The organism is Kitasatospora sp. NPDC001119 (assembly GCF_053598475.1).
Map to the genome: position 1 here is coordinate 15,740 of NZ_JBSFKI010000032.1, position 24,796 is coordinate 40,535.

16 protein-coding genes and 1 riboswitch are annotated in these 24,796 nt (G+C 73.8%); of the genes, 12 read left to right on the forward strand and 4 right to left on the reverse strand.

Translation table 11 applies throughout. From position 1 onward, the window contains the following. Positions 1-54: 54 nt before the first annotated feature. A riboswitch (cobalamin riboswitch) is annotated at positions 55-175 on the reverse strand. A 137-nt stretch (positions 176-312) separates the two neighbouring features. The 6 genes from cobF (at position 313) to ACWDD9_RS32260 (ending at position 6,221) form a co-directional block, all read left to right on the forward strand. Next, entirely contained in the window at positions 313-1,071 is a 759-nt protein-coding gene (cobF, locus tag ACWDD9_RS32235; protein WP_049653339.1) for a precorrin-6A synthase (deacetylating), read from the forward strand. 247 nt (positions 1,072-1,318) lie between these two features. After that, complete coding sequence (locus tag ACWDD9_RS32240; protein WP_449813582.1) at positions 1,319-3,202, forward strand: amidohydrolase; 1,884 nt, start codon at positions 1,319-1,321, stop codon at positions 3,200-3,202. Positions 3,203-3,274: 72 nt separating this feature from the next. Continuing rightward, positions 3,275-3,937, forward strand: a complete 663-nt coding sequence (locus tag ACWDD9_RS32245) for a hydrolase (protein ID WP_049653335.1) — start codon at positions 3,275-3,277, stop codon at positions 3,935-3,937. A gap of 50 nt (positions 3,938-3,987) precedes the next feature. Then, positions 3,988-4,512, forward strand: a complete 525-nt coding sequence (locus ACWDD9_RS32250; protein WP_388046751.1) for a DoxX family protein — start codon at positions 3,988-3,990, stop codon at positions 4,510-4,512. Next, complete coding sequence (locus ACWDD9_RS32255; RefSeq protein ID WP_449813531.1) at positions 4,493-5,230, forward strand: YoaK family protein; 738 nt, start codon at positions 4,493-4,495, stop codon at positions 5,228-5,230. The genes ACWDD9_RS32250 and ACWDD9_RS32255 overlap by 20 nt, the downstream gene beginning before the upstream one ends. A 55-nt stretch (positions 5,231-5,285) precedes the next feature. Further along, positions 5,286-6,221: a VOC family protein gene (locus ACWDD9_RS32260; RefSeq protein ID WP_449813532.1), complete on the forward strand. Its 936-nt coding sequence runs from the start codon at positions 5,286-5,288 to the stop codon at positions 6,219-6,221. Positions 6,222-6,244: 23 nt separating this feature from the next. Here the strand turns inward: ACWDD9_RS32260 and ACWDD9_RS32265 are convergent, their stop codons facing one another. The 3 genes from ACWDD9_RS32265 to ACWDD9_RS32275 all read right to left on the reverse strand — a co-directional run bounded on the left by ACWDD9_RS32265 (position 6,245) and on the right by ACWDD9_RS32275 (position 11,206). Beyond that, positions 6,245-7,300, reverse strand: coding sequence for an AraC-like ligand-binding domain-containing protein (locus ACWDD9_RS32265; protein ID WP_449813533.1), 1,056 nt, complete (start codon positions 7,298-7,300; stop codon positions 6,245-6,247). Positions 7,301-7,386: 86 nt separating this feature from the next. Next, positions 7,387-8,361 (reverse strand): helix-turn-helix domain-containing protein, encoded by a 975-nt coding sequence (locus tag ACWDD9_RS32270; RefSeq protein WP_449813534.1) that lies wholly within the window; start codon positions 8,359-8,361, stop codon positions 7,387-7,389. Positions 8,362-8,422: 61 nt separating this feature from the next. Continuing rightward, on the reverse strand, positions 8,423-11,206 hold the full coding sequence (locus ACWDD9_RS32275; RefSeq protein WP_449813535.1) for a BREX system ATP-binding domain-containing protein: 2,784 nt from the start codon (positions 11,204-11,206) through the stop codon (positions 8,423-8,425). Between the two features lie 320 nt (positions 11,207-11,526). Here ACWDD9_RS32275 and ACWDD9_RS32280 point away from each other — a divergent pair, with 320 nt between their 5' ends. From ACWDD9_RS32280 to ACWDD9_RS32305, 6 genes are all read left to right on the forward strand, one after another. Continuing rightward, positions 11,527-12,522, forward strand: coding sequence for a terpene synthase family protein (locus ACWDD9_RS32280; RefSeq protein ID WP_449813536.1), 996 nt, complete (start codon positions 11,527-11,529; stop codon positions 12,520-12,522). Continuing rightward, positions 12,522-13,874: a cytochrome P450 gene (locus ACWDD9_RS32285; protein ID WP_449813537.1), complete on the forward strand. Its 1,353-nt coding sequence runs from the start codon at positions 12,522-12,524 to the stop codon at positions 13,872-13,874. Before ACWDD9_RS32280 ends, ACWDD9_RS32285 begins: the two co-directional genes overlap by 1 nt. A gap of 240 nt (positions 13,875-14,114) precedes the next feature. Continuing rightward, entirely contained in the window at positions 14,115-15,260 is a 1,146-nt protein-coding gene (locus ACWDD9_RS32290; RefSeq protein ID WP_449813538.1) for a serine hydrolase domain-containing protein, read from the forward strand. Positions 15,261-15,773: 513 nt separating this feature from the next. Further along, positions 15,774-20,657: a hypothetical protein gene (locus ACWDD9_RS32295; protein ID WP_449813539.1), complete on the forward strand. Its 4,884-nt coding sequence runs from the start codon at positions 15,774-15,776 to the stop codon at positions 20,655-20,657. A gap of 85 nt (positions 20,658-20,742) precedes the next feature. Continuing rightward, entirely contained in the window at positions 20,743-21,759 is a 1,017-nt protein-coding gene (locus tag ACWDD9_RS32300; protein ID WP_387975542.1) for a ribosome-inactivating family protein, read from the forward strand. A 132-nt stretch (positions 21,760-21,891) separates the two neighbouring features. After that, the gene (locus tag ACWDD9_RS32305) at positions 21,892-23,706 is read left to right on the forward strand and encodes an amidohydrolase (protein WP_449813540.1); all 1,815 of its coding nucleotides are present in this window, start codon (positions 21,892-21,894) and stop codon (positions 23,704-23,706) included. Between the two features lie 85 nt (positions 23,707-23,791). Here ACWDD9_RS32305 and ACWDD9_RS32310 read toward each other — a convergent pair whose 3' ends face one another. Continuing rightward, positions 23,792-24,787 (reverse strand): TauD/TfdA family dioxygenase, encoded by a 996-nt coding sequence (locus ACWDD9_RS32310; RefSeq protein ID WP_449813541.1) that lies wholly within the window; start codon positions 24,785-24,787, stop codon positions 23,792-23,794. Positions 24,788-24,796: the final 9 nt, after the last annotated feature.

The following is a 24,796-nucleotide window of genomic DNA, read 5'->3' on the forward strand; positions in this document are numbered from 1 at the left end:
CGACAGCCGGGGCGGCCCTCGGGGCTCCGGCCCGCGGACCACGACGGGAGGAGGGACGACACGCCTCCGCCGACGGGTACTCGGGCTCGCCTCCGACCAGGAGCCGGCGGCCTACCGTTGCGGGCCAGCGCCGGATTCGAACCGGACTTCCCCCAGCGGCGGAGTCACAACATGACGGCCCATCATGGCGATACGGAAAAGATCCGGTCAAGGGTTCGAACGTGACATCACGGTGGCCGCCGCCCGACATCGGGACGCGCCCCTCCCGGCCGCCGACGCGACCAGGGCGTCCCGGACGGCAGAATGCCTCCCATGCGGCACATCTTCGTCATCGGCATCGGCGCGGGCGACCCCGACCACCTCACCCTGCAGGCGGTCAAGGCGCTCGCCCGCACGGACGTCTTCTTCATCCTCGACAAGAACGAGGACCGGCAGGACCTGATCCGGCTGCGCCGCCGGATGCTGGCCGAGCACGGCCGGCCAGGCCACCGGGTGGTCGAGGCGCCGGACGCGGAGCGGGACCGGACCACCCCCGCGTACGCGGCCGCCGTGGACGACTGGCGCGTCCGCCGGGCCGACCTGGTCGAGCAGTTGCTCTCCGAGCACCTCGGTGAGGGCGAGACGGGCGCGTTCCTGGTCTGGGGGGATCCGAGCCTCTACGACAGCGTCATCGCCGTGGTGGACGACGTCCTGGCCCGCGGCGCCGTCGGCTTCGACTACGAGGTGGTCCCGGGCATCAGCAGCGTCTCCGCGCTCGCCGCCCGCCACCGCAGCACGCTGACCCGGGTCGGCCGCCCGGTGCAGATCACCACCGGCCGCCGGCTGGCCGAGGGCTTCCCCGAGGACGTGGACGACGTCGTGGTGATGCTCGACGGCCGCGCCGCCTTCACCGGGATCGACCCGGAGGGGCTGGAGATCCGTTACGGCGCGTACCTCGGCACCCCCGACGAGATCCTCGTCGCCGGTCCGCTGGCCGAAGCCGCCCCGCGGATCAGCGAGTTGCGCGAGTCGGCCCGCGCGCGCAAGGGCTGGATCATGGACACCTACCTGCTGCGGCGCTCCGAGAGCTGACCGGCGGGCGCCGCCCCGGTTCGACCCCCGGCCGACACTCGGACACCGCCCTCGCGCCCGGCCGGTGCGCTCCCGGACCGGTGCCGGTGCACTGTGGGCCAACTCCGACACCATGCCACTGCCTAACGTTCCGTCATGAGAGCGAACAGGACAGCCTCTTGGGCTCGTCCGGCTCGACCGCGCCGCGCCGCCGCCCGCTCCGGGCGGCGGCCCGAACCCATGACTGGAGGCCGTCGAGGTGCCTGCAATGCCGGTCGGCGGGCTGGTCCCCCGCACGGAGAACGTCACCGAACACGCCGCCGACGTCGTCGTCCGCAACGCCCGGATCCACACCGGGGACGCCCGCCGCCCGCAGGCCGGCGCCCTCGCCATCCGGAACGGCCTGATCACGGCCGTCGGGGACGACGCGGACATAGCCCCGGCCGTCGGCCCGTCCACGGTGGTGGTCGACGCGCTCGGCCGCCGCGTGGTGCCCGGCCTCAACGACGCGCACCTGCACGTGATCCGCGGTGGCCTCAACTACGTCCTGGAGCTGCGCTGGGACGGTGTGCGGTCGCTGCGCCAGGGCCTGGCGATGCTGCGGGAGCAGGCCGCCCGGACGCCCCGGGGGCAGTGGGTGCGGGTCGTCGGCGGCTGGTCGGCGGAGCAGTTCGCCGAGCGGCGGCTGCCGACCCCCGCCGAGCTGAACGAGGCGGCGCCGGACACCCCGGTGTTCGTCCTCCACCTCTACCAGTCGGCGGTCCTCAACCGCGCCGCGCTGCGCGCCGTCGGCTACACCCGCGACACCCCGGACCCGAAGGGCGGCCAGATCGTCCGGGGCCGCGGCGGCGAGCCCAACGGCATGCTGCTGGCCGCCCCGAGCGCCCTGGTCCTCTACTCCACGCTCGCCAAGGCCCCGACACTGGAGGGCGAGGAGCGCAGGACGTCCACCCGGCACTTCCTGCGCGAGCTGAACCGCTTCGGGCTGACCTCCGCGATCGACGCCGCCGGCGGGTTCCAGAGCTTCCCGGAGAACTACGCCACGGTGACCGAACTCGCCCGCGACGGGCTGCTCTCGCTCCGCATCGCCTACCACCTGTTCCCGCAGACCCCCGGCCAGGAAGTCGACGACCTCACCCGCTGGGTCGAGACGGTCCGGCCCGGGGACGGCGACGAGTGGCTGCGGCTGAACGGCGCCGGCGAGAACCTCACCTGGGCCGCCGCCGACTTCGAGAACTTCGCCGAGCCGCGCCCCGAACTGAACGCCTACGAAGGGGAGTTCGCCAAGGCCGTGCGCCTGCTCACCGAGCACGGCTGGGGCTTCCGGCTACACGCGACGTACGACGAGACGATCCGGCGCGACCTCGCGGTGTTCGAGGGGCTCGCCGCCGAGGGGCTCTTCCCCGCCGGGAACCGGTGGCTCTTCGACCACGCCGAGACCGTCTCCCCGGACAGCCTGGACCGGATCGCGGCGCTCGGCGGCTCGCTCTCCGTCCAGAACCGGCTGTCCTTCCAGGGCGAGGTGTTCACCCGCCGGTACGGCGCCGCTGCCGCCGCCGAGGCGCCGCCGGTCCGCGCCATGCTGGCGCGCGGACTGACCGTGGCCGCCGGCACGGACGCCACCCGGGTGTCCTCCTACAACCCCTGGGTCGCCCTGCACTGGCTGGTCTCCGGCCGTACGGTCGGCGGCCTGGCGATCCGGCCCCCGGAGAACCGGGTCGACCGGGCGACCGCGCTCGCGATGTACACCACGGCCGGCGCCGCCCTCACCGGCGAGCAGGACGTCAAGGGCGTGCTGCGGCCGGGCAGTTACGGGGACCTGGCGGTGCTGTCCGAGGACTACTTCACGGTGCCGGAGCCGGAGATCCCGTCCATCGAGTCCGTGCTGACCGTCGTCGGCGGCCGGATCGTCCACGCCGCGGCCGAGTACGAGGGCATGGACGAGGAGCTGCCGCCGGTCAGCCCCGGCTGGAGCCCGGTCGCCCACTTCGGCGGCTACCAGGCCGCCCGCCCCGCCCACGGCGCGGGCGCCCGCCAGGCGGAGCTGCTCGGCGAGGCCGTCGCCGAGTCCGGGCTGCACCACCGCTGGCGGGTCGCGCGCGGCCTGGCCGCCGAGCAGGGAGCGCCGTTCGACCCCTGCTTCCTCCTCTGATCCACCTGCCCCGCCTTCACGCGGACCACCGCGCGAAGGGCCCTGTCCCACCGCACCGAAGGGAACCCCGTCATGGTCGACCTCACCCAGGTCAGCGCCACCCCCAGCCCCGACCTGCTCACCCCGGACAACGCCGTGGTGCTGTTCGTGGACCACCAGCCGCAGATGTTCTTCGGCACCGGCAGCGGCGACCGCACCGCGATCGTCAACGCCACCGTCGGCCTCGCCAAGGCCGCCCGGGCCTTCGACGTGCCGACCGTCCTGACCACCGTCGCCGCCGAGTCCTTCTCCGGCCCGCTGCTGCCGCAGCTGGCGGCGGTCTTCCCCAAGGCCGAGGTCCTCGACCGCACCTCGATGAACGCCTGGGAGGACGAGGCGGTCGTCGAGGCGGTCAAGGCCACCGGCCGCGGCAAGGTCGTGATAGCCGGACTGTGGACCGAGGTCTGCCTGGTCCTTCCCGTGCTGTCCATGATCGACCAGGGCTACGAGGTCTACGTCGTCACCGACGCCTCCGGCGGCGTCTCCCCGCAGGCCCACGAGCACGCCGTCCAGCGGATGACCCAGGCCGGCGCGGTGCCCGTCACCTGGGTGCAGGTCCTGCTCGAACTCCAGCGTGACTGGGCCCGCACGGAGACGTACGGCGTGGTCACGGACATCGTCAAGGAGCACGGCGGCGCGTACGGCCTCGGGATCGTCTACGCCCAGGCCTTCCTCGGCGAGCACGCCGCGGGCTGAGCCGGCACCGCACAAGAAGCACAGGAACCAGGGACCAGGAACAGGACACGATGGATACCGGACTGCTGATCCTCCGCGTGGTGGTGGGCCTGCTCATCGCCGGGCACGGAGTACAGAAGGTGAGCCACCGCCTCGGGGGCCACGGCCTCGCCGGCGGGACGGCGGAGTTCCGGCACGACGGCTTCCGCGGCGGTACGCCCACCGCGCTCGCCGCGGGCGCCGGGCAGGTCGGATCGGGCCTGTTCCTGGCCCTGGGCGCGCTCACCCCGCCCGCGGCCATGGTCGCCATGGGGGTGATGACGGTCGCGATCACCGTCAAACTGCCGCACGGGCTCTGGGTGCAGGACGACGGCTACGAGTACCCGCTGGTCCTGGTCGTCGTCACCGGGGCGCTCGCCCTCACCGGCCCGGGCCGGTGGTCCGTCGACCACGCCGTCGGCCTGACCGCCTGGCCGCTCTGGATCTCCGTCGCGGCCGTCGTCCTCGGCCCCGCCAGCGGACTGCTCACCCGGGCCGTCCTGCACCGCCCGGCCACGCCCGAAGGAGCCACCGCCGTTGCGCGCCCTGCTGACTGACGCCCTGCGGACGCTCGCCCCGCCGCGCACCGACCGGCACGGACCGCTGCCGCCGCTGATGCTGCTGCTGACGGTGGCCACCGGCGTGGTCGACGCGGTGAGCTACCTCGGCCTCGGGCACGTCTTCGTGGCGAACATGACCGGCAACGTGGTCTTCCTCGGGTTCGCCCTCGCGGGCGCCTCCGGCCTGTCCGCCGCGGCCTCGCTGGTCTCGCTCGCGGCCTTCCTGACCGGCGCGCTCTGCGGCGGACGGCTCGCCGGCCGGTCCGCCGGCCACCGCGGGCGCCTGCTGGCCCTGACCGCCCGCGTCCAGACCGCCCTGACCGCCGGCGCCGCCGTCACCGCCGCGCTCGCGGACGGCGCCGGCGCCCGCTACGCCCTGATCGTCCTGCTGGGCCTGGGCATGGGCCTGCAGAACGCGGTGGCCCGGCGGCTCGCCGTACCCGACCTGACCACCACCGTCCTCACCCTCACCCTGACCGGTCTCGCCTCCGACTCGGCCCCGGCCGGGGGCACCGCGCCGCGGCCTGGGCGCCGGATCCTCTCCGCCCTGGCGATGCTGCTCGGCGGCCTCGCGGGCGCGGTGCTGGTCCTGCACGGGCTGACCGCCACGGCCCTGGCCCTGGCCGCCCTGCTGCTCCTGGGCACGGCGCTGGCCGCCCACCGGCTCTCGGCGGCCCACGGGCCCGACGCGCCCTGGGCCGCGCCGGCGGCCTGACCACCGCACCGACACTCCGAGCACCCGCACCGACCACGACCGGGAGGTCACCCCCGTGCAACGCCCCCTGACCCGACGCCTCACCCGACGCCTGGTCCCGCTGGTGGCGGCGGTCGCCGCGCTGGCGGCCGTCCCCACCGCCGCGCCCGCCCAGGGCACCCCGGCCGCACCGGCCGCCGGGCACCGGCAGTTCGCCGTCGGCCCCCAGTACGACTCCACCCACGTGTACGTCGAGCCGGGCACCGAGCAGGCCTTCGCGGCCAGTTGGGTGGCCACCTTCGGCGGCAGCACGATCGGGCCGAACGCCACCCAGGTGACCCCCACGCCCAGCCGGACGCTCTCCGAACTGGTCGTCTCCCCGGTGGGCACCCTCTCGGTGTTCGACTACACCACGCCCGTCCCGTACCCCTTCGGCACCGAGCGCACCGGCTGGCTGGTCACCGACCTCGACCAGGCGGTCCGCGCCGCCCGCGCCGACGGGGCCGCCGTCACCGTGGCCCCGTTCGCCGACCCGATCGGCCGGGACGCCGTCGTCCAGTTCCCCGGCGGCGTCAACGCCCAGCTGTACGTCCACACCACCCCGCCGTCCTACCCCGGGCTCGCCAGCGTGCCGGAGAACCGGCTCTACCTGTCACCGGACGCGGTGGGCGCCTTCCTGCGCAGCTTCCTCGCCTTCACCGACGGCCGGATCGTCTCCGACGACCGCCGGGCCGACGGCGCCGCGATCGGACTGCCCGGCACCGCCTACCGGCTGCTGCGCCTCACCTCCGGCTTCGGCACCACGACGGTCGCCGTGACGGACGGCCACCTGCCGTACCCGTTCGGCCGGGAGCTCACCGGCTACGGCGTGGCGGACCTCGGCGCCACCCTGGAGCGGGCGGAGGCCGCCGGCGCGTCGGTGCTGTCCGGCCCGGTCCGGGCGGACGGCCGGGACAGCGCGATGGTGCGGTTCCCCGGCGGCTACGTCGCGGAGCTGCACGGCGACCGGTGACCGGTGCCCCGGCCCGGGGGCGGTCACACCGCGATGCCGTACCCCTCCGGCCGGGCCGCGCCTCCTTGGGCGAGGCCCGCCCGGGCGCACGCCTGCCACTCGCGCGGCGAGACCCCGTAGGCGGCCCGGAAGGCCCGGCTGAAGTGACTGGCGCTCACGAAGCCCCACCGCCCGGCGACCGCCGCCACGGTCGCCGGGCCACCCGTCGGACCGGTCGCCGGACGGGCCGCCGAACGGGTCGCCGTACGGGCGAGGTCCCGGCGGCACGCGTCCAGCCGCTGGCGCCGGATCCAGCGGGTCACCGTCACCCCCTCGAAGCCGAACAGCTTGTGCAGGTACCGCACGGACACGTGGTGGGCCTCGGCGATCCGCTCCGGCGAGAGCTCCGGGTCCCCCAGGTGCCGCAGGATGTGGTCCTTCACCCGGGCCAGGGTGGCCAGGGCCGCCTCGGGCGCCTCCGGTACGGACCGGCCGCGGCGTTCGTGCGCGAGCACCGCGAGCAGGTCGAGCGCCGTGGTGGCGAGCCAGGCGGCCGCCGGCGGCTCCATGCTCCCGGCCGAGCGGGAGAGGCAGTCCAGGTAGGCGCCCACCAGGCGGGCGGTGTCGTCCTCGCGGGTGTCGAAGGCCGTCGCCGTGAGCACCCGCAGGTCCTCCTCGGTGACCCCGACGGCCGAGCGCGGCCAGTGGAAGGCCGTGAAGAGGAACGGCTCCGGCAGCTCCTTGCTGAACGGCCGCCCGGCGTCGGAGATCGCGAAGGTGCCCGGGCGCAGCTCCACCTGGCGTCCGTCCTGGAGCAGCCGGGCGGTGCCGCGGTGCTGGAGCGCCAGGGTGAGGTGGTCCTCGCCACCGCGGGCGATCAGCCGGGCGCTGCGTTCGACCCGCTGCGGGCCGGCCCGGACCAGGGAGACCTGGGCGGCGCCCAGCCGGTGGCTGGTGATCGTCGCGGGCGCGGGCGCGTCCTCGCGCAGGGCTACGTCGAGCGGGACGAAGGTACGGGAGACCGCCTCGTGCCAGTACTCGGCGCGGTCGGCGGTCGGCACCCCGGCGGTGTCGAGGACGGCGGACGGGACGACGGACATCTGTGCTCCTGTTCGGTCTGCGGACCCGACCGCGCCGGGTCGCGCCTCGGCGGCGGTGGCCCAAGTCGTGCTGGTTCTACGGCTCGTCAGCAGGCCCCGTCGTTCCCGAGCGAGCGCCAGTCGCGCGGCGAGACCCCGTACGCGGCGCGGAAGGCCCGGCTGAAGTGCGCCGGGTTGACGAAGCCCCAGCGCTGGGCGACCGCCGACACGGTCGGGGCGGTTCGCCCGCGGCGGCCCAATTCGCGGGCGCACGCCTCCAGGCGGCGCTGCCGGACGAGCCGGCTCACCGTCACTCCCTCGTGCTCGAACAGCCGGTGCAGGTACCGCACCGAGATCCGGTGGGCGTGCGCGATCCGCTCGGGCGTCAGCTCCGGGTCGCCCAGCCGCTCGTCGATGTACTCCCGCACCCGCCGGACCAGGTGCTCGTTCGGGCCGTCGGGGCCGACACTTCCGGGGCCGTCCGCCGCCAGCTGGACGACCAGCGCGCTCACCAGGTCGGCGACCCGCCCAGCCAGCTGGTCCCCGACCGGGCCGGGGTAGGAGTGCGCGGAGGCGGCCAGGGTGCCGAGGAAGGGCCCCAGCACCGGCCCGCAGCCGTCCGCCGGGCCGACGGCCGTACCCGCCGCGTGCCGCAGGTCGCGCTCCGACACGCCCAGCAGCCTGCACGGCAGTTGGAACAGGTGGGTGCGGAAGCGCCCCGGGTACTCGACGGCGAACGGCCGCCCGGCGTCGTACAGGACGAGCCCGCCCGGCGGCACCTCCGCGCGGCGCCCGTCCTGCTCCAGTACGGCCCGGCCGGACTCCTGCACCCCGACCCCGACCCGCGGCTCGGTGCGCGGGGCCGGGGCGATCAGGTCGGCGCTACGGGAGAACCGGGCGGTGTCCCCGTCCAGGGTGGAGATCCGCACGTAGCCGAGCCGGTGCGACACCGGGAGCCCGTCGGACGGCCGCCCGGTGAGCGGGTGCACCCCCACCGGCACCGGCACCGGCGCCGCCGCACCGCCCCGGAACGCGGCCTTCCCCCCGTCCACGACCGCCCCGGCCGTCCCCCGCACACTCATCTGACCGCCCTCCCGTCGAAGCCCTGCGCGACTGAGCCTGGACTTCGACGGCGACGGCCCGTTAGGTCATCTGACTGCCTGGTTCGACAGCGGCCGGAGGAAGCGCCGTCCCGGCCGGTCGACCGCCGTCGAGGGCATGGGCGAGCGCGGCCCGAGAAGTGATGCCGAGCTTCGGGAAGATCCGGTACAGGTGGGCCCCGACGGTGCGGGGCGACAGCTGGAGCTCCCGGCCGATCTCCTTGTTCGTCAGGCCGGTCGCGGCCAGCCGGGCGATGCGCAGTTCATGGCCGGTCAGCCCGGACGGTCCGTCAGCAGGGCCGGCCGGCGGCAGGGCCGCGGAGTCCCCGGCGGCCCGCAGTTCCTCCTCGCAACACCGGGCCCAGGGGTCCGCCCGGAGGCGGCGGAACACGTGGTGGGCCGCGCGCAGCGGCTCCCGGGCCCCGGGGCGGTGGCGCCGGCGCAGCCACCCGCCGTGGGCGAGCCGCAGCCGGGCGAGGTCGAACGCCCACCGCTCGGCGCCCGGCACGGCGTACGCGGCGCGGTAGGCGGCGTCGGCCTCGTCGTCGTCGGCGGCCAGGGCGGTGGCGGCCGCGAAGAGGAAGGCGTGGCGGCCGGAGATCTCCGCCGAGCGGGCCGCGCGTCCGGCCGCGAGGTGAGCCCGGGCCTCCTGGTGACGGCCGGTGTGCACGGCGGCCGTCACCAGGTCGAGGACCAGCGTGTGGTGCCAGGGCCGGCCGCCGGGCAGGTGTCCGGGCGGGGTGAGTTCGCAGAAGTGGGCGTACGCCTCCTCGTAGCGCCGGTGGGCGAGCGCGGCCAGGCCGCGCAGGTGGCTCAGGCGGTCCAGGACGTACCGCATCCGGGCGCGGGTGGCGGTCGGCCGGACGGCCTGTTCGATCTCCCGCAGGCCGTCCTCGTCGCCCCGGCCGGCCAGGAAGTGGGCGTGGTACAGGCGGAACACCAGGGCGTTGGTGCGGTAGCCGAGCTCCTCCGCGATCGCGGCCTCGCGCAGGCAGACGGCCGCCCGGTCCCACTGTCCGAGCAGGAAGTCCTGGTGGCACCTGGCCTTGGCGACCGAGCCCTGGGTGGCGTAGCCGTGCAACCCGGTGAAGCGGCGCCACAGGTCGCCCTCGGGGCAGTCGAGCGCCGAGGCGGTCCAGAGCAGGAGCCAGGCGGCACCGGCCTCCTGCTCCGCGCTCAGGTCCGCGGCCGCCGCCCGGAGCGCGGCGGCCGTGTCCGGGCCCGGGTCGGTCCAGGCGCGCAGGCAGAGCCTGCCCGCCTCGGAGACGTTCTCCCGGTGCCGTTCCAGGGCCTGCCAGGCCCAGGGGTCGTCCGTGTAGCTGGCGGCCAGGAGGAGTTTGAAGTAGGCCTGTTCGACCAGCCCGCCGAAGGATTCGGCGCCCGGCGCGGTCAGCGCGTCGAGGGCCGCGGGCAGCAGGGCGGAGGAGGACTCGAAGTCGACGTGGTGGCTCTGGTCGACGTAGACCACCGCGTACGCGAACAGCGGGGCGACGTCCTCGGGCACGGTGCTGGCCTTCAGGTCCTCCACCAGGGCCGCGGTGTGCCGCAGTTGCCCGCCGTGGGCGGACATCACCGCGGCCCAGGTGAGCCTGCGGGCGCGCTCGCAGGAGCTGGGGCTGAGGGTGGCGGCGCGTTCGAGCAGCAGCGCGCCCTCCGCGTCGCCGCCGCGCCGGGCGAGGTCGCGGCCGGCCTCCTGGAGGCGGTGCGCGAGGTCCTCGTCGGGCAGCAGCGCGGCGGCGGCCTCGTGGACCAGCCGCCGGGGGTCGCCCGGCGCGAGCGCGTCGGACAGCGCGCGGTGCGCCTCGCGGCGCGCGGTGTCGGAGGCCGCGGAGACGACGGCGGTGCGCACCAACGGGTGCCGGAACACCAGTTGCCCGGCCGGGTCGAGCCGGGCCAGTCCGTCGGCCTCGATCCGCTCCAGGATCTCCCGCGCGTTCTCGTCCGCGACCGCGCTCAGCCACTCGCCGCTGCCGAAGTCCGGGCTGGCGGCCAGGGCGCCGAGCAGCAGCAGACGGCCGGCCTCCGGCGGCACCGCCCCCAGCCGTTCGGTGAACATCCGCTCCAGCTTCCGCCCCAGCGGCAGCCGCTCCGGCAGTGGCGCGGCCCCGCGCTGCTGGGCGGCCGCGAGCTGGCGCGGCAGCTCCACCAGCGCCAGCGCGTTCCCGGCCGCCTCCGCCAGTACCCGGTCCCTGGCGGGCGGGGCGAGTTCGGGGTAGCGGGAGCCCAGCAGCAGGGCCGCGTCCGTCCGGGGCAGGGCCCGCACGTCAACGGCCTCGGCGGACCAGAGCCGGGCGGCCGGCCCGTCCGGGCGGGTGGCGCCGACGATCACCACCCGCTGCTCGGCGCAGCGCCGGTGGAGGAAGGCGTAGACGGTCGCGCTCGACGAGTCGATCCAGTGCAGGTCGTCGAGGAGGAGCAGCGTCGGGGCGGCCCGCGCCGCCTCCTCCAGCAGGGCCAGCGCGGCGGCACCGACGGCGAGGCCGCTCGGGGCGCCGGGGCGGACGCCGAACGCGCTCTCCAGGGCCTCCCGCTGGTGGGCGGACAGCGCGGTGGAGCGCTGGAGCGGCGCCCAGAAGGCCTGGTGGAGGGCGCCGAACGCGAGGTCCGTCTCCGCCTCGGAGCCGACCGCGCGCAGGACGGTGAACCCGCGCTCGCGCGCCGCCCGTTCCACCCAGGCCAGCAGCGTGCTCTTGCCGACCCCCGCCTCACCGCGCAGCAGCACCGTGGAACCGCTCGCACCGTCCACGGCCTGGACCAGCGCCGCCGTCAGCAGCTCCGTCTCCCGCTGCCGGCCGACCAGGACCGGAACCCGCCCGCCGTCCACCACTCTCGTCCCCCTCGGGTTCTCACCGCCCACTCCCCGGGCACCCAAGGCTACAATCCGTCAACCCGCCCCGGCACTACGGCGGGTACCGCTCCGGGCGCGCAGCGTGCCCAGCCCCGGCTCTCGCTGCCGGCCCGCCGGTTCCCTCCCGGGCCATCCCCCGTGCACGGACGCGCAACCGCCCCGGCTCCCGCCGCCGTAGCGTCATGCGGCGCACCGGCCCGGCAGTCCGCCGCGACCGCCTCACCTTCCGCGGCCACGCCGACCTCACCGTCTCCTTCCGGAACTGACCGCCCCCACACCAGACGAAGGCCGACACACCCATGACCGAGCCCCGCGACGGGCAGCCACCCAGCGCCCCGGACGACCTGTGGTGCCCCTTCCCCTCCCTGACGAACCCCCACGCCGAGCAGGCCGACCGGCAGAGCCTGGACTGGCTGGCGCGCCACCGGCTGCTGGACGGGCGCCACCGGCAGTCCGACCGGATCGGCCGCCAGCGCAGCGGCCACCTGGCCGCGCGGACCAACCCGGAGGTCTCCGCCGGGATGCTGCGCCTGCTGTCCGACTGGTACGTCTGGCTCTTCGCCTTCGACGACGGGTACTGCGAGGACCGCGAACGCGGCGCCGCCCCCGGGCCGTTGGCCCGTACGACCGCGCTCCTCGCCCGGGTGGTCGACCCCGAGCCGCCCGGCGACGAGCTGCCCGGACCGGCCGGCGCCTACGCGACGGCCCTGCGGGAGATCCGGGACCGGATCGCCGCGCAGGCCTCGCCGTCCCAGCTGTTCCGGTGGGAGTGCACGGTCCGCGACTACCTCTCCGCCCAGGTGTGGGAGGCCGCCAACCGGGAGGCGGGCACCGTACCGGGCCTGGCCGAGTACGTGGCCATGCGCCGGCACGCCGGGGCGACGTACACCTGCCTCGCCCTGGTCGACCTCGCGGCCGGCTACGAGGTGTCGGCCGCGGAGGCGGACGGACCGTCGCTGCGCAGGCTCAGGGACCTCACGGCGAACCTGGTGAGCTGGGACAACGACCTGTACTCCCACGCCAAGGAGGCCGCCGGCGGCCAGGGCCGCCACAACCTGGTCGAGGTCCTCGCCCGCCACCACCGCTGCTCCCCGGCCGAGGCCCGACGGTCGGCCGTCGCCATGCGCGACGCCGAGATGCGCGCGTTCGTCGAGCTGAGCCGGACCGTCCGCACGGACGGCAGCGACGCGGCCTCCGCGTACGCCCGCAGCCTCGGGCTGTGGCTGCGCGGGCACATCGACTGGTCGCGCGGCAGCTCCCGGTTCGACGTGCCGTCCCCCGCGGCGAGGCACTGATGCGCGAGGACGCAGCCCCGCCCGGCAGCGCGCCGCGCGCGCCCGGCCACCTGCCCCTGCTCGGCCACCTGCTCCCGCTGCTGACCCGCCCCGTGCCGTTCCTCCAGTCGCTCGCCGACCACGGCCCGGTGGTGCGGATCCACCTGTGGCGCAGGCCCGTTCACGTCCTCACCGACCCCGGGCTGGTCCACCGGCTGCTCGTCCAGGACGCCGCGAGGACCGAGAAGGGCTTCGTCTTCGACCAGGCCCGCGGCCTGCTGGGCAACGGCCTGTTCATCTCCGAGGGCGCGTTCCACCTCCGCCAGCGGCGCCTGGTGCAACCGGCCTTCCACCGCGACGGCATCCACCGGTACGCCGCCCTGGCCGCGCGGCTGGCAGCGGCGGCGGTGTCCCGCTGGGAGACCGGGCGGCCCGCGCCGATCGAGCCGCGGATGCACGGACTCGCCCGGGACATCGTGGTCGAGGCACTGTTCGCCACCCGCCTGACCCCCGCCCAGAAGGCCCGGATCGACCGGGCCGTGCCCGTCGTCCTCACCGGCTTCGTCCAGCGGGCGCTCTACCCGTCGCCGCTGCTGGAGAAGCTGCCCGTACCGGCCAACCGGCGCTTCGACGCGGCGGTCCGGGACCTGCGCACCACCGTGGACGAGATCGTCGATCAGGCCGCCGCCCCGCAGCAGGGCCCGGACGGCACCCTGCTGTCCCTGCTGCTGACCACCCGCGACGAGGAGACCGGCCTCGCCATGCCACCGGCCCAGGTCCGGGACGAGGCCGTCTCGCTGCTCCTGGCCGGCACCGAGACGACCGCCACCACGCTCGCCTGGCTCTTCCACGAACTCGCCCGGCACCAGGACCTCCAGGACGAGCTGAGCGAGGAGGTGCGCGCCGTCGCCCCCGACGGTGCCGTGTCCCCGGACGACCTGCCGCTCCTGGAACGCACGGGCCACGCCATCAGCGAGACCCTCCGCCTCCACACCCCCAACTGGATCCTGATGCGCCGGGCGGTGGAGCCCCTCCGGTACGGCGGCGTCGTCCTGCCCCCGGGGGCGGAGATCCTCTTCAGCCCGACCGCGCTGCACCGCTCCCCGCTGCTCCACCCCGACCCGTCGCGGTTCGACCCCGACCGCTGGCGCCGGCCCGCCGGCCACGCCCCACCCAGGCTGTTCATCCCCTTCGGCGCGGGCCGGCACAAGTGCGTCGGCGAGTCGTTCGCCTGGACCGAGATGCTCGTCGTCACCGCGGCCGTCCTCGCCCGCCTGCGCCTCAGCCCGGCCACGGCCACCCCCCTCCGGGAGAGCGCCACCGCCGCCACCGTCCGCCCACGCGGCCCGCTGCTCGTCGCCGAACCCCGGTGATCCGCCGGCGGCCGGCGCGTGCGCGCAGGGGCAGGCCCCGGTGCCCGGGTACGACGACCGGCCGGCGGACGTGGCGGCGGTGGCCGTACTGCCGTGAACCCGTCATTCCTGCGGATACCGGGGGATAACCCCACCCACGACCGGGTGGGTAGCGGCATCGTCGCAGGTGGTCCGCTCCGGAGAGGGTTGGGGCAGCGGCGTGACCCGCCGGCTTCCTCGACAAGCAACCGGAGTTGATGCATGCGCAATCAGGCGCAGCAGACCGTCCACCCGTCCCGGCACCGGAAGGTCCTGGTGGCCGCGATGGCCGTCGGTGCCCTGACGACGGGGGTACTGACCCCCACCACGGCCTTCGCGGCACCGAAGCCGGACACCGTCCAGCAGGGCCTCGACGCACTGGTGCGGGACGACGGCATCGTCGGCACGCTGGCGAACGTCGAGAAGGGGCACGGCCGAGCCCGCAACTACACCGCCGGGGTGGGTGACCTGGCCACCGGGGCGAAGGTCCCGGTCGACGGTCAGGTGCGGATGGGCAGCAACACCAAGACGTTCACGGCGGTGGTCGTGCTGCAACTGGTCGGAGAGGGGAAGATCGGCCTCGACGCGCCCGTCGAGACGTACCTGCCGGGCCTCGTCCGCGGGGACGGCATCGACGGGCGGAACATCACCGTCCGTCAGCTCCTCCAGCACACCAGCGGGCTCCCGGAGTACCTGCGGGGTGATGCCTCGTTCCACTACTACGAGCCGCGCGACCTCCTCGACAACGCACTGCGGTTCAAGGCCGACTTCGCCCCGGGCGACCGGTTCAACTACAGCAACACGAACTACCTCGTGGCCGGCCTGATCGTCCAACGGGTCACCGGCCGCCCGCTCGCGGCGGAGATCGACCGCCGCATCGTCAAGCCCGTCGGCCTGCGCCACACCTACTTCCCCACCCCCGGCGACACGACCATCCGCGAGCCCCACCCCAAGGGCTACTACCGCGAAACCCCCGACGCACCCCAGCAGGACGTCACCGAGACCGACCCCTCCTTCGGCTGGGCCGCCGGTCAGATGATCTCCACCAACTCCGACCTCAACCACTTCTTCTCCGCACTCCTCCACGGCGGCCTCCTCCCACCCGCCCAGCTCGCCGAAATGAAGAAGACCGTCCCCGCCGAGGCCGTCGGCCCCGGCGCCGCCTACGGACTCGGCCTCGTGAGCAGGCCCCTGCCCTGCGGCGGCCTCTACTGGGGCCACGGCGGCAGCTTCCCCGGCTACGAGACCCGCGGCGGCGTCACCGAGGACGGCAGCACCGCGGCCAACATCGCCGTGACCTCCCGCCCGACCGACAAGGCCGCCCTGAGGCACGTCGAGAACGTCGTCGAAGCAGCCCTCTGCCGCTGAGGCCGCTCAGGCCGCTCAGGCCGCTGCGCCCGGACAACACCGGCGTACGCACCGATGGTTCCGCGGCTCCGGCCTCCGGCCCGGGACGGGGTACTCCCCCGCTCCGGGCCGGAGGCCGTCTACCCGGCAGCTCCGCGATGCCGAAGGGCCGCATCAGCCTCAGCGGGTCGGCGCACTCGAACGCCTCGTTGGCGAGCCGGTCCTGGCCGTCCGGCGTCACGCCCTCGGCCGGTCCGCCGGACGGAACCCGGACCGGGCAACGATCCGAGCGGACGCTCCCGCCGGGCGGAATCCGCACACGATTCGTACAGTGACAACTGCGGAGCGAGACCCCGCGTCCCCGCCATGGCGCAGCAGCGGTCCGGCTCGAACGGACCTGAGGCGGGACGCCGGCCGGCGCTGCCCATCAGAACCCGCCCGGCCGGAGCGAAGGACCGTGCCCACCCGCCGTTCCCCACCGGCTTCCGGTCACCCCTTCCCGCTGAGCAGTCCACACCGAGGAGCAGCAGGACGATGGCACGTACGGCAGCCACCAAGAGAACGGCGAGCGCCCGGCGGCGAGCGGGCGACACGGACGAGGCAAAGGTCGCCGATGCCTCGGTCAAGGCGGAGTTCCTCGGCGACGACACCCACATCGACCCCGGCTCTTCGGACAGCAAGGGGACCGTCCTCGAGAACGCCACGCTCGACTTGAGCCAGGGCACCGTGCAGCCTCCCGAACCGGTGGCGGGCGAGAAGGCGGTCCTCTCCTGGACGGTGACGAACCTCGGGCCCGACGACGTCACCTCCGCCGTCTGCGAGTACGACATGGGGGACGGTCTGAGCGAAGTCGACTTCACCATCGACGACAAGCGCGCCCCGGAGCACAAGCTGCCGCCCTTGAAGCATGGCGAGAAAGCCGTGGCGGCCCTCACCGTGCAGATCGCGCCGAACGCCGGCATCCCCCTGGGTGTCCTGTTCGGTGTCCACACCGCCGACGCGACGCCAAACCGGCAGACCATCGTGGACCCCGTGTCGAAGGTGGACCTCTCCCTGACGGGTGACCCCGCCGACGACACGGTGCCGGCAGATCAACCCGTCAGTTTCCGTTGGAAGGTGGAGAGCCGAGGACCGTCCAGCGCAGAAATGGTGAGTGTCCGGGCCGTCCTGCCTCCCGGGGTGCGCTTCGACTCCGCCTACGAGGACGAAGCCCCACAAACCAAGGGCACCCTACAAGCCGATGGCAGCGTCCTCTGGCAGCTCGGCTACCTGGACCCACCCCAGTCGCGCACCGTGACGGTCAAGGCGAAGACCTCCCCGACCACGCGGGACACCCTGGTCGCCACCGCCGTGGCAACGTTCAGCAGGCCGGACGGCTCCGGCAGTCCGGCGACCACCCTGCAGGTACCCGTCACCCTGAAGGTCCAGGAACTCGCCACGCTCACCTGCACAGCGGCCGCCGTCCCCCCGCAGACGGTCGCCGGGCGGGACGAGGTCACCTACACCTGGACCTTCCACAACGAGGGCCCCTCCGTCGTCCGGGGCCTCGCCGTCACCGCGACGCTGCCGGACGGTCTGGCTTTCGTCTCCGCCACCGACCATGGCACGCTCCAGAAGGGCGGCATCGTCAGCTGGGCGCTGCCCCCGGTCGAGTCCGGCGACACGTCCGTCGCCGTCACCGCGAAGGTCGACCCCGGGGCCCTCGGCCCGCTGACCGCCTCGGCGAAGGCCTCCGCCACGACCCTGGATGCCAAGACAAAGAAGCCGATCAAAGTCCCGGCGACCGAGGCGACCGTCACCGCCACCGCAGAGGCCGTGCTGTCGCTGCGCGCCGAAGCCACCGACCCGGCCCAGGTGGTGGCGGGTGACCGTGACCACCCCGCTGCCTTCCGGTGGACACTCACCAACAAGGGAAGTTCCACGGCGACCGGCGTCACCGCACGGGTCACCCTGCCGCCCGGCGCCACCTTCGTGTCCGCCACCCCGACAGCCACTGTCAAGGGCACGGACATCAGCTGGGATCTGGGCACCCTCCCGCCGAACCGCCCGGCCGACCTCACCCTCCGTGTCTGGCCCGCCCCGGAGGTTCGCGGCTCGCTCACCCTCAAGGCCGGCGCTGAGGCGCAGACACTCGACCCCCGCACCGGGAAGCCGGCCAGAACGCCCGAGGCACCGGCCACGGTCCAGGTGGCGGTGCAGGACCGACTCGAGATCATCGAGACCCGGTTCAGCCCGGACACGGTCCAGGAAGGCGACCAGCTTGCCCTGGCCTGGAATGTGAGGAACACCGGTCCGTCCCTGGCCCGCAACGTGACCCGTACGGTCAAGCTGCCGAGCGCCCTGAGCCTCGCCGACGGCCAGCAAGCCACCTATCCTCAGGAGGAGTTGGCGCCCGGCAAGGCCGGCGGATGGTTCACGGTCGTCACGACGGTCGGCCACACGCAGGACCACCAGGTCACCGTCACGGGCCTGTTCACCCGCGATGGCTCCACCGAGGCGACCAGCAAGGACATCACCATCCCCGTCAAACAGGGGAAGGGCAACTTCCGATTCCCCTTCGACTTCGGGCCCTTCGGCTTCCCGCCCCCGTTCGGCGGCGAAGGCAGCGGAAAGGACCACGACGAGTCGGACGACGATGACGACGACGAGAAGGACAAGACCACCACACTGAAGTTCACCAAGGCGAAAGCCGATCCGGAAACGGTCGACCCCGGCAAGTTCCTGACCTACTCCTGGACCCTCAAGAACACCGGTCGCAACGTCACCGCCAAGAACATCTACGTGTCGATCACCCTGCCCGCCGACGTCAAGCCGACGGAGGTTCACGGGCTGCCCGCTACCCCCACCCCCAAGATGATCATCGGCTACCTGGGTTCGCTCGCCCCGGGCAAGACCCAGGACTTCTCGGTGAAGACCCTCGTCGACGACGGTGCCACCGGCTCGCTGCCCGCCCGAGCGTACGCCTGTTCCGCACAGGCCCGCCCGGCCTGGAAGACCGCCGAGGCCACCGCCCGCGCCTCGTCCCAGCTGGACCTGACCGGGGCGGTAACCCCGAACCCCGCCGACGCCGGAAAGCGGATCACCTACCACTGGACGCTGGCCAACAAGGGGCCCTCCGACGCGTCCGGGCTCACCGTCCGGATCACCATGCCCGACCAGGTGTCCGACCCGAAGGGCCTGGTCACCGAAGGCGGATCGCAGACGGCACGTTGGGACGAGCCGAAGCGGCAGCTCGTCTTCGACTCCCTCGGCACGCTGTCGAACGGCCAGCAGCTGACCTTCGAGGCCACCGCCACCGTTCGCAAGGATGCCGCCGGCCCGCTGGAGGCGACCGCCCACGCCCAGGCCACCGACGCCGCCGACGCCAAGAACACCCTGACGGCCGAGGTCAAGGTCGCGTTGAGCCTCACCGGCGAGGCTGTCCCGCCTGCGGTGGTCGCCGGGCGCGACCTGACCTACGTGTGGACCCTCGCCCACGCCGGCGGGCCCGCCGCAGAGAAGATCGACCTCACCGCCGGCCTGCCGGCCTCCCTCACCTACCGCGCTTCCTCCCACGGCGGAGCGACGTCGGACGGCAGAAGGGTCCAGTGGCCGCCGATCGATCTCAAGCCGGGCCAGCAGCGCACGGTCACGGTCACGGCCCTCGTCGACCCGGCCGCCAAGGACATCCCCGCCGTGACCGCCACCGCCAAGGCGGGCGACACCGCCGACGCCACGGGCCGGATCGGCTCGGTGCAGGTCACCCGGGCGAGCGCGCTCACGCTCAACGGCATCGGCACCCCCAGCCCGGTGACGGTGGGCGAACATGCCTCGCTCGTCTGGACGGTGGTCAACCGCGGCCCGTCGGTGGCCTCCGGCGCCGTCGCCGACCTCACGCTGCCACCCGAACTGAGCAACCCCAAGATCACCGTCTCGAACGGCAGGAAGGCGCCCGTCCAGGCCAGTCCGACATCCCTGCCCGACCTCAAGCCCGGCCTGTCCGTCACCGTGACCGCCACCGGCACCACCACCGCCGACGACCTGACCCAGGCGCCGGGCACGGTGAGCGGACGGGCCGTGGTCAAGGAGGAGGGGCAGACTCCGGCCGACGCGGCCGCGCGGATCGAGATCGACTCCGACGCCGTCCTGACCCTCACCCCGGACCCGGACACCGCCGACCTCCGCACCTTCGATGCCGGTGCCACCGTCCCGTTCACCTGGACGGTCGCCAGAACCGGCACCTGCGCCACCGGCACCGCTTCCCTCCAGGTCGCCCTGCCCCCGGAGCTCACCGTCACCGAGGCCCTGATCGACGGCCAGGCCCCGTCCTCGCTGTCGCAGAGCGACGGACACCTCACCCTCGGCCTCGACGGCCTCGCCACCGGGAAGCAGACCGTGCGGGTCACCTGCCGGGTGTCGCCCCGAGCTCCCGCCACCACGGCGAAAGGCCCCGATCCACTCGCCGTCACCGCACTTCTCTTCGCGGACGGCGCGAGCCCGGTCATCCACACCGCACGGCTGAACGTCACCGTCCGCAGCACCGTACGGATCAGCGCCTTCCAACTCCCCTACCCGGTCACCGCCGGCGGCGAGAGCGTCCTGGTCTGGTCCCTCGGCAACGACGGGCCCTCCAGCGCCCGGGACACCTCGTTCGTCCTGACGCTCCCGAAGGACTTCGCCTTCCTGGACGCCACCGTCGACACCGCCCCGCGCAGCGGCACCGTCGATCCGGCGCACCCCGGCCGGTGGACCGTTCCCGTGGGAGAGCTCGCACCGGGCGAGGCCGCGCAGATCGCCGTACGGGTCGCCGTCTCCCCCGACCCGGCCGGCCCGAAGGCCGCCGTCACCCGGTCCGCCACCGTCGGCACCACGACCGGTCTGGCCTCCGGCAGCGACCCCGTGCCCATCGGCAGCACCGCGCAGGTCGCGATCACCACGACGGTCTCTCCCCCCGCACCCCTGGTCGGCGACAACGTCACCTACGTCTGGAACCTCACCAACACGGGCCAGAGCACCGTACGCGGGGCCACCTTCGAGGTCACCGTGACGGGCGAAGGGTTCGTCCCCGACCACGGATCCACCGTCGCCAAGGTCACCCCGTCCGAGGACGGGAAATCCCTCACCGTCGTCTTCGTCGTCCCCGCGCTCGCGCCGGTGGCCGAGCAGACGTTCACCCTGGTCGGGAAGGCCACCACGGCCGTCATTCTGGTGGCCATGCCCGTGGTCAAGGACGGGACGGGCAAAGCCCTCCAGCCTCCGGGCCCTGAGAAGCGCACGCAGGTCGGCCGCATCACCACGCCCCCGCGTACGACACGGACCTCCCGCACCGCGCCTCGCCCGACGGACGCGAAGCCCCGCCGGGCCGCAGCCAAGCGCACGACGCCCGCCAAACGCACGGCGGCGCCCGCCGGGCGACGCAAGCGCCTCCCCGCTTCCTGAACCGCCCTCCGGCCGCACCCGGTCGCGCGCAGCCCCCTCGCCTCCGACCCGCGCGGGCCCGTCGGGCCCCGAAGGAAGTCTCCCCATGCCTAAGTCGTCCGTCCTTGCCATCGGCCTCGCGGCCGTGTCCCTGGCCGCCTGCTCCGGCGCTCCGACCGCCGACCCACAGGCAGCACCGCAAGCGCCGCTGCTCCCCGCGCTCCTGGAATTCGGGGGGCCGCAGTGGGAACGCGCGGGCGCCTATGCCGCCTACATCGCGTCGATCCGCGACGCCGTGGCGCCCGCTGCTGACGTGGAGACCTCCGTCGGCATGCGAAGGCTGCACGTCAGCCCGTCTATTCAGCAGAAGGTGGTGGACGCCAAACCCAAGAATCCCAAGTCATACACGACGGAGGACTTCGTCGGGATCCGGATCACCAGCCGCGACCAGTCGCAGCACATCACCTTCCTGATGCGCAAGGACGACCTCTACGTCATCGGCCTGTACAACGAGGACAAGAACAGCTACATCCGATTCGAAAAACCCCAGCAGAATTGGCGCGACTATCCCTTCCCTGCCGATCGGACCGGCAGCTGGACGAAGGGCACGCAATACCCCAAGCTCTGCGAAAAGATCAGCTCTGGAAGGCTGGAGATAACGGACAACAGCCTGAACAGCGCGGTCAAGGAATTCGCCGACAAGGGCAACGGAGCTGACGGAGCATCCCTGTGCCAACCGGCCGTTCTCTTCGCCGAAGCCGCACGGTTCGCCCCGATCACCGAAGCGGTCCAGGCCGGATGGCCACAGGCCGGCAAGGCCACCACCCTGAACACAGACCTGCTGAACTACATGACGAATTGGTCCGATATGTCGAAGTACGCCTTCTGGAAACCGGCGCAGAAGAGCTCCCGGGGAGAGAAGGACAGATTCGGCGCCAATGACTTCAACGTCGGCCCGCAGGAACCCCCGCAGTACGTCCACCGCACGGCGGTGAAGCCGATCGTGTTCGAGGTCGTCAGCGTCTACAACGGCAACGGCAGCAGAGCGGGGCGATGCGGCGGGGTGTTCGTCGCGGACAAGAAGGGAGACGGCCCTTGCGCGCCCGCACCCGGCGACTCCTGATGGTCCACCTCACTAGCCGTACCTGCCCCAGCGCCGTACCCGAGCAGCGTTCAGATTCAGATTCATGTTCACACCCCGATAGCCACGGGTAGGCAGCGGATCACCGAACGTAGGCAGCGGAAGGGAACCGGAATGAGCGGTCAGCCGGGAGTGACGACGGACGCCGGCGATGTCCAGGCTGCGGCACCGTACGACGAGGCCGATGTCATCTTCCACGGCGGTGAGATCGTGACGGCGGCCGCCGACTCCCAGGAGTCCGATCCCCGTCCCGAGGCGGTGGCCGTCAAGGACGGAGTCATCGTCCACGTCGGCGACTACCAGGAGGCCGTCGACCGCTGGCAGGGGCCGCGGACGAAGGTGCGGGACCTCGCCGGGCGCGCGCTGCTGCCCGGGTTCATCGACGCCCACGGCCACCTGGGCGGCATCGGGCTGCAGGCCACCCTCGCCAACCTGCTGGCCGCCCCCGACGGCGACGTCACGGACATCGACTCGCTCCTGGACAAGCTGCGCGCGTGGGCGAAGACACCGGTGGGCGCCTTCTCCAAGTGGATCATCGGGTTCGGCTACGACGACGCCATGCTCGCCGAAGGCCGGCACCCCACCCGCGAGGATCTCGACAAGGTGTCCACCACCCGGCCGGTGCTGGCCATCCACCAGTCCTTCCACCTCGGGGCCGTGAACAGCCGGGGCCTGCGGGAGTTGGGCTACACCAGGGCCACCGCCGACCCGGACGGCGGCGTCATCCGACGCCAACCCGGCCCCGTGGCCCGGCCGTTCGGCGAACCCAACGGCGTCCTGGAGGAGACGGCCTTCAGTCCGGCCTCCGAAAAGGCCACCGAGGGGCTGCCGTTGACCGCGATGGCCGCCCTCTTCAGCAAGGGCGTGGCGTCGGCCGCGAGCTTCGGCTTCACGACCGTCCAGGAGGGCGGCGCCACACTGAAGAACCTGAAGGCCCTGCGGGACGCCGCGGCCCTCAAACCCTTCAAGATCGACGTCGTCGCCTACGCACGGGCCGACGAGGCCACGGCCTCACCGGAGCCGGACCCGGTCGGCGCGAGCCAGGAGTACCACCGGGGCGTGCGCGCGGCCGGGGTGAAGATGTACCTGGACGGATCCCCGCAAGGCCGCACGGCCTGGCTCACCGAGCCCTACAAGGAGCGGCCGGAAGGCACCCCCGAGGGCTACTCCGGCTACCCCACCATCGAGGACCCCAAGGTCGTCCTGGACCAGGTGAGCACCGCGTACGCCAGGGGCTGGCAGGTGCTGGCGCACGTCAACGGGGACGCCGCGATCGACCAGTTCATCGAGGCGGTCCGGACCGCCTCCGCCGAGGTCGAGCCCGCCGACGCCGACCGGCGGACGGTGGCGATCCACGCCCAGACCGCCCGCGAGGAGCAGATCGAGGACTTCGCCCACCTGGGCGTCATCCCGTCCTTCTTCTCCATGCACACATACTACTGGGGCGACTGGTACCGCAAGACCGTCCTCGGGCCGGAGCGGGCCGCCACCATCTCCCCCGCCCGCTGGGCCGTGGACCGGGGGATGGTCTACACCTCGCACCACGACGCCCCGGTGGCCCTGCCCAACTCGATCGCCATCCTCTCCAGCCAGGTCACCCGCCGCACCCGCACCGACCAGGTCGTCCTAGGGCCCGAGCAGTGCGTGTCGGCGTTGGACGCGGTCAAGTCCATCACCATCCACGCCGCCCACCAGTACTTCGAGCAGGACCGCAAGGGCAGCATCGAGGTCGGCAAGCTCGCCGACCTGGTGATCCTCTCCGCGAACCCGCTGACGGTCCCGCCGGAGGAGATCAAGGACATCGCCGTCGCTGAGACCATCAAGAAGGGCACCACCATCCACCCCGCCACCGCGGCCGGCACCGACGGCGACGCCTCCGAGGCCGGACTCGAGGCCCCGACGGACTACCAGTGGCACGGCTGCTGCTGACATCGCGTCCCGGGCTGCGGCCACCCAGGGCCTCCGGGCTCGGGTGGCCGCACCGTACGTGCCGCCCGCGGCAGGCGGGGGCCGGTCAGCGGGCGAGGACGTGGCCGTCGTCCGGTCGGTGGTCGCGGGAGCGGCGCAGGTCGGCGCTGGCATAGGTGCGTTGCAGCCAGCGGTCCGCCCCGTCGTAGCGGGGCCGGAAGGCGGTGCGGCCGTGGACGGTGACGCGGTTGTCGATGACGACCAGGTCGCCGGGGGCCAGGCGCAGGGTGCGGGCGGTCGCCTCGCAGGCCCGGCCGAACGCGGCCAGCGCGGCGGTGGCCCGAGGGGTGAGCGGGGCGGTGACGAGTTGGGCCATGCGGATGTCGGGGTCCTCGGCCGCGCCCGACAGCACCGGTCGGGGTTCGGCTCCGGCCCCGCTCGCGGCGTCGGGGCCGAAGGAGGGCGGCGGCGTGGTGCGGAACTCCGGTGCGGACAGGGCCTCCCGCTCGGCCGGGGTGAGGAGGGGCAGTGCCTGGCGGATGCCGGCGACGCGCATCCCGGCGGTCCGGTCGTGGTCGGCGCGCAGGCACAGGAAGACCACGTAGTCCGGCGGGTGGGGGTGGAAGCCGTTCTCGGTGTGGAAGGACAGCGGCACCGATCCGGCGTTGCCGTGGAAGGCCTCCTGCCCGGGCACGGGCACGACGTCCTGCACCAGGGCCCCAGACTTCTCGGCCAGGTAGGCGAGCGGCTCGCCGAGCCCGCAGGCCACCATGGTGAGCAGCGCGGCCGGGACGGTCGCCTGCCGCTGGACCGAGCCGGGTACGGCCGGTGTCGGGGGCAGGGCCGCCCGGTCGACGGGCAGGCCGCCGATCACCAGGGTGCCGCGCGGGCCGGAGTGCCGTCGGAACCGGCGCACCGCCCGGCGCAGCGGCAGCGGGAGTTCGTCCCAGGCGTCCCGGGCCCGTGCCACCCACGCGGGGCTGTCGACCTGGTCGCCCCCGTCGGCGGACAGGGTCCGGGCCAGGCGCTCGCACGTGTCGGCGTCGGCCGGGCCCAGGTTCCAGTCCGCGGCGACGGCGGTGTTGTCGGTGGTGCCGGGCATCGGGTCTCC